This is a genomic window from Candidatus Synechococcus spongiarum SH4, assembly GCF_000586015.1.
Classification (GTDB): domain Bacteria; phylum Cyanobacteriota; class Cyanobacteriia; order PCC-6307; family Cyanobiaceae; genus Synechococcus_B; species Synechococcus_B spongiarum_F.
In genome coordinates, this window is sequence record NZ_JENA01000066.1 from 1 (window position 1) to 7995 (window position 7995).

Consider the following 7995-nt stretch of genomic DNA (forward strand, 5'->3'; position numbering starts at 1 on the left):
CGAGCCAGTTGGGCATACAGACCACCCTGGGCCTTCAGCGCTTCGTGGCTGCCCGACTCGATGAGTTGACCACGGCGGAGCACCAGGATGCGGTCAGCGGCTTCCACCGTGCTCAGGCGGTGGGCGATGACAATGGCGGTTCTCCGCTCCAGGAGGCCCGCCAGGTTGCGCTGCAACGTGGCTTCCGTGGAGGGATCCAGGTGGGCTGTGGCCTCGTCCATCACCAGCACGTCCGGCTGACGCAAAGCCACCCGCGCCACCCCCAGGAGTTGCCGTTCCCCTGCGGAAAGATTGGCGCCCCGTTCCCGTAGTTCCGTGTCCAGCCCCTGGGGCAAGCTGCGAATCAACGGCCCCAGGCCCAACTCTTCGCAGGCCTGCTGAAGCTGGCGGCGGCTGATGGTCTGTCCCAGCCGCAGGTTGGCGGCCACGTCCCCACTGAAGAGGAAGGTATCCTGCAGCACCACCCCCAGCCGCCGGCGCAACTCCTGTTGAGGCAGATCCCGGATGTCCACGCCATCCAGGAGGATGCGCCCCTGTCGGGGTTCCCACAGGCGGCAGAGCAGGTTGATCACCGTGCTTTTCCCCGAACCCGTGGCCCCCACCAGGGCAACGGTCTCCCCAGGGGCAATGCGGAAGCTCAGGTCCCGGATCACCGCAACCTCGTCCCGTGCATTGTAGGCAAAGGTGACGTGTTCAAACACCACCTCGCCAGTAGAAATGGGGCGCGGCAAGGAAATGGCGCCGGGCCTGTCCTGAATCCGGATGGGCTGATCCAGTAGTTCGCCAATGCGCTGCAGCCCCGTCAGGCCGGCTTGAATGAAGGTGAACCGCTCAGCCACCTGGCGCAGGGGATTGAACAGCCGCTGGGCATAGAGCACGAAGGTGACCAGTGTGCCCAGGGCCAGGGTGTCCCGCAGCACCAGCCAGCCCCCCACGCTGATCACCAGGGCAATGGCGGCAATGGACACCCACTCCAGCAGGGAGGAAATGGTGGCGTCCAGCCTGATGGTCTGCATGGTGAACCGCCTGTAGCGGGACACGTTGGCGGCGGTGCGGGCGCTGTTGCGGGGCTGGCGGCGGAACATCTGCACCACCTCCAGCCCCTGGAGATTTTCCTGAAGATCGGCGTTGAGGCTGCCCAACTCTTCCCGCACCCGATAGTTGGCGCGGCGGTAACGGGTTTGCAGCCCGATCACGATCCACGTCACGGGCGCCAGGATGAGCAGCAAAAGCAGGCCCAGCCGCGGGTCCACCAGCATCATGGTGGCGCCAATCACCAGCAGGGACACCAGCTCCGCCAACACCCCGATGGCACCGTTGCCGAACATCTCGGCCACCGCCTCCACATCGTTGGTGAGACGGGTCAACAGCAGACCCACGGGGGTGCGCACATGGAAGTGCAAATCCAGCGCCAGGGCATGGTCGAACAGATCGCTGCGGATGCGAGCCGTCATCAACTGCCCCACGCTTTGCACCGTATAGCTGAGCAGTCCCTGCAACACCAGACCGGTGACCATGGTGAGGGCCAGCAGTCCGATGAGCAGGTTGAGGGAGTTGGCGGCCCCCAGTTGCTCCAACCAGGGAAGGATGGGCTCCTGGCGGAGAAGGGACACGGCCTGACCCAGCAGCAACGGTTGCAGCGCATTGCCAAGGGCCACGGGCGCCAGTAGCGCCAACGCCAGGGCAATGGACTTGCGCTGGGTCCGGAAATAGGGCGCCATCCGCCGCCAGCCCATGGGGCTGTCGGGATCGCCATGCCATTGCTGCTCCGGGGCCGATGCCATGGCTATGGCTGCCGAGACCGGGCCGGGACCCCATGGCGCACCGCTTCCACCACCGCCTGGAGAGGTCCCCGGTCCATGCGCAACGCCAGGGGATTCCCCACCAGCCGGGCCGTGCTGAAGAACAGATCTTCAATGGCCACCAGGCCGTTTTCCTGTAAGGTGCGGCCGGTGGCCACCAGATCCACAATGGCTTCCGACATGCCGGTGAGCGGCCCCAGTTCCACCGATCCCTGCAACTGGATCAGGTCCACGGGGAGATCCAGGCTGTCAAAGAACGTACGGGCGCAATGGATGAACTTGCTGGCCACCCGGCAATGGGCAGGCAGATCCGCGGCGCGACGGTAGGGGCTGCTGCGTTTCACGGCAACGGCCATGCGACAACCCCCGAATCCCAGATCCGCCAGCCGGGCCAACTCCTGTGGGTGTTCCCGCAACACGTCGTCCCCCACCACCCCCAACTGGGCCTGCCCGTAGGCCACGTACACCGGCACGTCGGCATTGCGCACCAGCAGGGCGCAGGCCCGGCCACAGGGGCTGTCCACCATCAACTGCCGGTTGCCGGGGGCGGTCAGGGCGGTGAAGTCCAACCCTGCCGCTTGCAGGCACGCGATGCTGTCCTGCAACAGCGCTCCTTTGGCCAGGGCAACGGTGATCACGAAGCGTTTGCAGCAACTTGAGCCTAAGAGCTTCAATCCTAGGAGCTTGGGCGGACAATCGGCCAGGCCACCGGCAACAGGGCGCCACGAGAAATCCCTGTTCCCCGCCTGAAAAGCCTGCCGGCCCCCGCCGGGCCGTGGGGGACCCTTTCAGGGCTGACTGTCCCATAGGTTTTTCAGTATTCCCTCAATCCAAGCGCTTCAAACATGACTCCTGGGGGTCGTAGATGTAGCCTGTGATGGCGCCGTCCTGGATTTTTCCAACGGCCTGATCAATCACGTGGAGAGGGACCAGAAACCATTCACGGGGGGCCACGGTATTGCCAAAACGATCCTTGACTTTGATCTCAAGCAGTGCAGGTTGAAAAATTCGATGGATGAGGTTTTCAAATCTCTTGCTGTTGATGTTGTAGAGTTTGTAAGTGGCGACAATCTCCACCTCTGCCATGAGAAACGTGGGATCAAGCTGTGGATTGCTGATGCGTTGTTCCACCTTGCCATTGGTTACGCCAATCTTATGGATGAGATCACGATTTCTTGCTACATTCGGCAATTTGGAATGGCTGCGCAGAACGTAGATTGTGCCGCTGGATCTATCTCCTTCCTCTGTATAATCCGCAAACAGTGGCCCTCGAATTGCCGCGGTAATTCGTCGACTGGTGTCATCCTTATAGAGGGAGCGTTGAAGTGAACGCATCAGCATTTTGCTTTCCGTGCCATTGTCGAAGACGACCCGGAGCCTGGCATCCTTCTTGCCGTCCCTGGTGAAGGATTGACGCCCCTTCCTGGCCACATAGGCTTTCTGGCCGCCCACAATGAAGAAATCACCCACGTTAATTTCCGTGTTTCCCTTGTTTTCCTTGAAGGGACGGGCGTTCCGCAAGCCGGTGGCCAATTCCTTCTGAACCTGTTCAAAGCGGGGCTTGAAGGCGTGGAAATCCTTGCATGGGTTGCGGCGGGCGATCTCCTCGGCAGCTTGTCTTTCCGTACTTGAGCGCACATGGGTCAAGCGGGTGATGAAAGAGGTGTCCCCGTCCACCCCAAGTTCCGCCAGGAGGGCATCATCCAGTGCTTCCTTGTCCGTCTCGGACCCATGGGGCGGCGCGGCAAGCAGTCCCCTGGTGGTCAAAGGGTTCCACAAGGGCGCGGAAATCCGCCTGCCCACGGATGCGCTCCAGCCGCACAGCATAGAGACGCTCAAAGATGTCGCGATCTTCTCCATGCCCTGGGATGTGGCCGTGCTCCGAGACGAAGTGCCGAATCTCTTCAAAACCCGCAATGACCCGTTCCTGCTCCGGGGTGCGGTTCGGCTCCGCCCTGGTTTCGGCTTCAACACCCAACTGGGCCAGAAGGGCGTCGTCTTCCTCAGTGAATTTCTTAGCCATTGGCATTGGCAGCCTCCTGTTTTCGCTTCAGGCGGACGAGGAACGCAACGGCTTCGGCCATTCTCTTCTCCCACGGATCGCTTGCAGTAAGAGAAGGTAGTCGTCCGTGATCCTGCTTGAATCTCACAGCCCGCTTGGCCAATTCACGGGCGTCTTCCGGGGTAAGCCGCACCTTCTTTGCCGAGATGACCGCCGCCACCTGTCTCAGGCTTGCCTCGCCCATGGCCTTGGCGAGGATCCTGTAGGCCTCGCCAAACGGGTTGATGCGGTCGATCAGGTCGATGTCCAGTTCCCGCACGTCCATGGCAAATTTACGCACCCCTTGAATCAGCCCATTGCCGCCGCCATCAACGGAGCGACCTTCATCATTCACGGCTTGCTTGCCCCTCTGGATCAACGCAACCGCCGCACTGACCCGCTGACGGACAGCCTCCTGATCCTGTGCATCCAGGTGGGGATACTTGTCCTTGACGATCTTGCCCAATCGCACCTGACTCAATTCTTCCGGCACCAGTTCCTCGTCAAACAGTCCCCGCTCGATGGATGTCCGGTCCTGAACGAAGGCGGCCGTCAATTCGTTGAGATCTTCCCGGCAAATGCGTTTTGCCTCCGGGCTCCTGGGTTCGGCAAGTCCCGTGATTTCAATCTCCATTTCACCATTGTTCTCGTTAAAGCCCACGTTGCACCTGTCGGAGCTATAGCCTTCCTTCCCATAGTCGAAACCTTCCCGCGGACCACTTGCCTTGGGGGTGAATCTGAAGGGGGGCGCCAACACCTGCTCCATGAGCAAGCTGGCGGCAATGGCCTTCAAGGTGTCGTTCACCGCCTCGGTGACCACCTCTTCAGAGGCATCGGGTTCGGCGATCAGATTGGTAAAGCGGGCCCGGGTCTTGCCCGGCGCGTCCCGGGTGACGCGGCCAATAATCTGCACCACCTCCGTCAAGCTGGAGCGATAGCCAACCGTCAGGGCGTGTTGGCGCCAAATCCAGTCAAACCCCTCCTTGGCCATGCCCAGGGCAATGATAATGTCCACATGGTCCCGGTCGGTCTTCCGGGCCTGATCTTTCAGTGCTGCTGATACCTTGTCCCGCTTGACGGGATCATCATCCACCAGGTCGGCAATGCGCAACACTCGACCCGTGGATGTTTGCACAAGCTGAAAACCGGTTGCGGGATCGGCTCCTTGCCATTCCCCCAATTCCTCGATGATGTGTTCCACCTCCCTGATCTTGTCCTTGGTGCTTTCCCGTGAATTGACGGACGGGATGTGGATGATGGTTTTCTCGTTGGGGTCCAGCACTTTGAGGATGGTATCGGCATAGGTGCCCGTGTAGAAGAAATAGCCAATATCAAGCTGCTTCAGATATTGATAGCCGTTCAGTTGCTCGTAATAGGTGTAGGTGACGGTCTCGAACCTGGCCTCGTCGTTGGGCATGAGCACGGGCTCGGTATCGCCGCGGAAGTAGGATCCCGTCATGGCCACAATATGCACCTTGTCCCGCGCCATCAACTCAGTCAACTGGGCGCCCAGCCTGTTGTCGGGATTGGTGGAAACATGGTGAAACTCGTCCACGGCGATGAGCCGGTGGTCAAAAGCCTCCACGCCAAAGGTGTCGATGGCGTTGCGGAAAGTGGCGTGGGGACACACCAGCACCTGATCCCCGCTCTCCAGGAACGCCCCCACGGATTCCGCCTTGCCGCCTTCGCTGCCTGGGGCGTTGCACAGGTTCCAGTGGGGCTGAACCCTCCAGTCGGCCCAGAAGCCGAACCTTGACAGGGACTCATCGGCAAAGCTGGCGCCGATGGCCTTTTCCGGCACGGTGACAATGGCCTGCCGGCAGCACTGGTTGTGCAGCTTGTCCAGGGCGATGAACATGAGCGCCCGGCTCTTGCCGGAGGCGGGCGGCGACTTGATGAGCAGATACTGCTCCCCCCGCTTCCCGTAGGCCCGTTCCTGCATGGGGCGCATTCCCAGTTCGTTGGCCCTGGTGGAACTGCCGTTCCGGGCCGTGGCGAGGGAGACGGCAGGAATGAAGCGGGTCATCTGCCAGCGCCGATCAAAACTCGATCAAGAAACCATGCCATGCGGGAAGCCGCGTCAGAGTACTTGGGTTGTGAGATCTTACCATATGGGCGGGGGCCTACTTGCAGCAGGCTGACTGGACACCATGGGGGTTGGTGGCTAGCCTGACCCCATGGCAACGCAACACCAGCCTCCAGCAGGACCACAGCCCACAGGCCAAGGTTGGCCCTGGATGGGCTCGCGGATGGGGCGGTGGCAGAGGTGGAGGCGGAATGCCCAGGTTCAACCCAGGAGCAGCAGCCATGATTGAAGAAATTCACATTGAAAACTTCAAGGCACTCAAAAGCATTGACCTGATCGAACTGCCTCAACTAGCAGTTTTTGTCGGCAAGAACGGTGTGGGCAAAACCAGCTTGTTTCGTGTGTTCTCGTTTCTAAAAAGCTGTTTGTCACAGAACGTTCGCATGGCATTACAACACGAAGGCGGCTTTAAGGGATTCAAAGACGTGGTCACCCGTGGCGTTGGGGAGTCGGAGAGTATCCTTATTGAATTGAAGTTTTACTTGATTATTGCAAGTAAAAAGCGTTTGGTGACCTATCATGTGGAAATTGGTTTGGATCGTAAGCGGCCTGTGGTGCGTCGTGAGATATTAAGGTATAAGCGCGCCGCCTACGGTGCCCCTTTTCATTTTATTGATTTTTCCCAGGGCAAAGGGATTGCGGTCAGCAATGAAGAAGACTTCAGCAAACCTGATACAGAGCTTACCAGAGAAGAGCAGGCGGTTAATCCAGACGTGCTGGCCATTAGCAGCCTTGGACAACTCAAACGCTTCAAAGCCGCAACAGCATTTCGCGAATTGATAGAAAATTGGCATATCTCGGATTTTCATATTAATGAAGCACGAGGTAAGAAAAATCAAGAGTTGGGCACTCATCTTTCTCGTTCAGGAGACAATCTCCCTTCAGTCGCTTTACACATGAAGGAAGATCATCCAGACATTTTTGAAACGGTATTACAGAAAGTACGGGAAAGAGTGCCCGGCATCTCCGATATTGAAGCCAAAATCAGTGAGGACGGCAGTCTTCTGATTCGCTACGCCGATAACGCTTTCCAGGATCCTTTTTTTGATTTCAACGTTTCCGACGGCACAATCAAGATGTTTGCCTATCTGCTGTTACTGCACGACCCCAAACCCCATAAAGTTCTCTGTGTAGAAGAGCCCGAAAATCAGTTGTATCCAGAGCTGATGACCATCCTTGCAGAAGAGTTTCAAGAGTACGCCAGAAAAGGGGGTCAGGTGTTTGTTTCCACCCATTCACCACAATTTCTTAATGCGATACCACTGGAGAGTTTATTCTTGATTGAAAAGGATAGAGGTGTCTCCAGAATCATGCCTTTTACCGCAGATCCTCTTGTGCGCGGCCAGATTGAAGCGGGAGATAAGGCGGGCTATCTATGGGAACAAGGAATGTTTGAAGGGTTCAGCCGGAGAGCAAACAGATGATCGTACTCCTCACCGAAGAACAATCCATGGGAGAATGCTTGAAAGTTGTCATTCCCCAACTGTGGCCTGATTCCGTGCGAGGAGTAGACTGGCTTGTCTTGTCGTTTCAAGGTAAGAGTGACTTGAAAAAATCGATTCCCAAGAAAATAAGAGGATGGAATTATGGAAATCCGCATTTTATCATCCTTCAAGATAATGATGGAGGTGATTGTGCTGCGATAAAACAAGAATTGTATAATATAGCATATCCATACAACAGAGATTTTCATGTGCGAATTATTTGTCAAGAATTGGAGAGTTGGTTTCTGGGTGATTTAGAGGCAATCAGACGAGCCTATCCTCAAGCAAAAATTCAAGACAAGGCGAAGTTTCGTAATCCGGATAGATTGGGAAATGCTTCGCAAGAACTCAAAGGCTTAATCAACATTCCGACCAAGGTTCAGCGGGCAAGAAATATCAGCCAGCATTTTGACTTGACAAAGAACAAGTCTAAAAGTTTTAATGTTTTCATCAGAACTTTGAAGCAGTTAATTGAAAAAGACCAATCGAGATCCAAAGCGTAGCGGCTAGCCTTGGGGTGACGGCTTCCCAGAAAGTGCTGGGTGTGCCCCAGCTTGCAAGCAGGCAGGGTGCTCTTCGGGG

7 protein-coding genes are annotated in these 7995 nt (G+C 57.5%); 2 read left to right on the forward strand and 5 right to left on the reverse strand.

Annotated features, from left to right (window positions below):
- The 5 genes from BG35_RS0104460 to BG35_RS0104475 all read right to left on the reverse strand — a co-directional run.
- Positions 1-1784, reverse strand: a 1784-nt coding sequence (locus BG35_RS0104460; RefSeq protein ID WP_071994781.1) for an ABC transporter ATP-binding protein, incomplete at its 3' end; no start/stop codon positions are given.
- Positions 1785-1786: 2 nt separating this feature from the next.
- Positions 1787-2440: an ATP phosphoribosyltransferase gene (gene hisG / locus BG35_RS0104465; protein ID WP_025781883.1), complete on the reverse strand. Its 654-nt coding sequence runs from the start codon at positions 2438-2440 to the stop codon at positions 1787-1789.
- A gap of 187 nt (positions 2441-2627) precedes the next feature.
- On the reverse strand, positions 2628-3581 hold the full coding sequence (locus BG35_RS10275; protein WP_236619780.1) for a GIY-YIG nuclease family protein: 954 nt from the start codon (positions 3579-3581) through the stop codon (positions 2628-2630).
- Positions 3502-3825, reverse strand: a complete 324-nt coding sequence (locus BG35_RS13615; protein WP_236619781.1) for a hypothetical protein — start codon at positions 3823-3825, stop codon at positions 3502-3504. The genes BG35_RS10275 and BG35_RS13615 overlap by 80 nt, the downstream gene beginning before the upstream one ends.
- The gene (locus tag BG35_RS0104475; protein WP_025781884.1) at positions 3818-5869 is read right to left on the reverse strand and encodes a DEAD/DEAH box helicase; all 2052 of its coding nucleotides are present in this window, start codon (positions 5867-5869) and stop codon (positions 3818-3820) included. The genes BG35_RS13615 and BG35_RS0104475 overlap by 8 nt, the downstream gene beginning before the upstream one ends.
- Before the next feature lie 101 nt (positions 5870-5970).
- On the opposite strand from BG35_RS0104475, the gene BG35_RS0104485 reads away from it, so the two are divergent.
- Both BG35_RS0104485 and BG35_RS12005 read left to right on the forward strand, forming a co-directional pair.
- On the forward strand, positions 5971-7353 hold the full coding sequence (locus BG35_RS0104485) for an AAA family ATPase (RefSeq protein WP_236619782.1): 1383 nt from the start codon (positions 5971-5973) through the stop codon (positions 7351-7353).
- The gene (locus BG35_RS12005) at positions 7350-7916 is read left to right on the forward strand and encodes a DUF4276 family protein (RefSeq protein WP_071994782.1); all 567 of its coding nucleotides are present in this window, start codon (positions 7350-7352) and stop codon (positions 7914-7916) included. Before BG35_RS0104485 ends, BG35_RS12005 begins: the two co-directional genes overlap by 4 nt.
- Positions 7917-7995 lie beyond the last annotated feature (79 nt).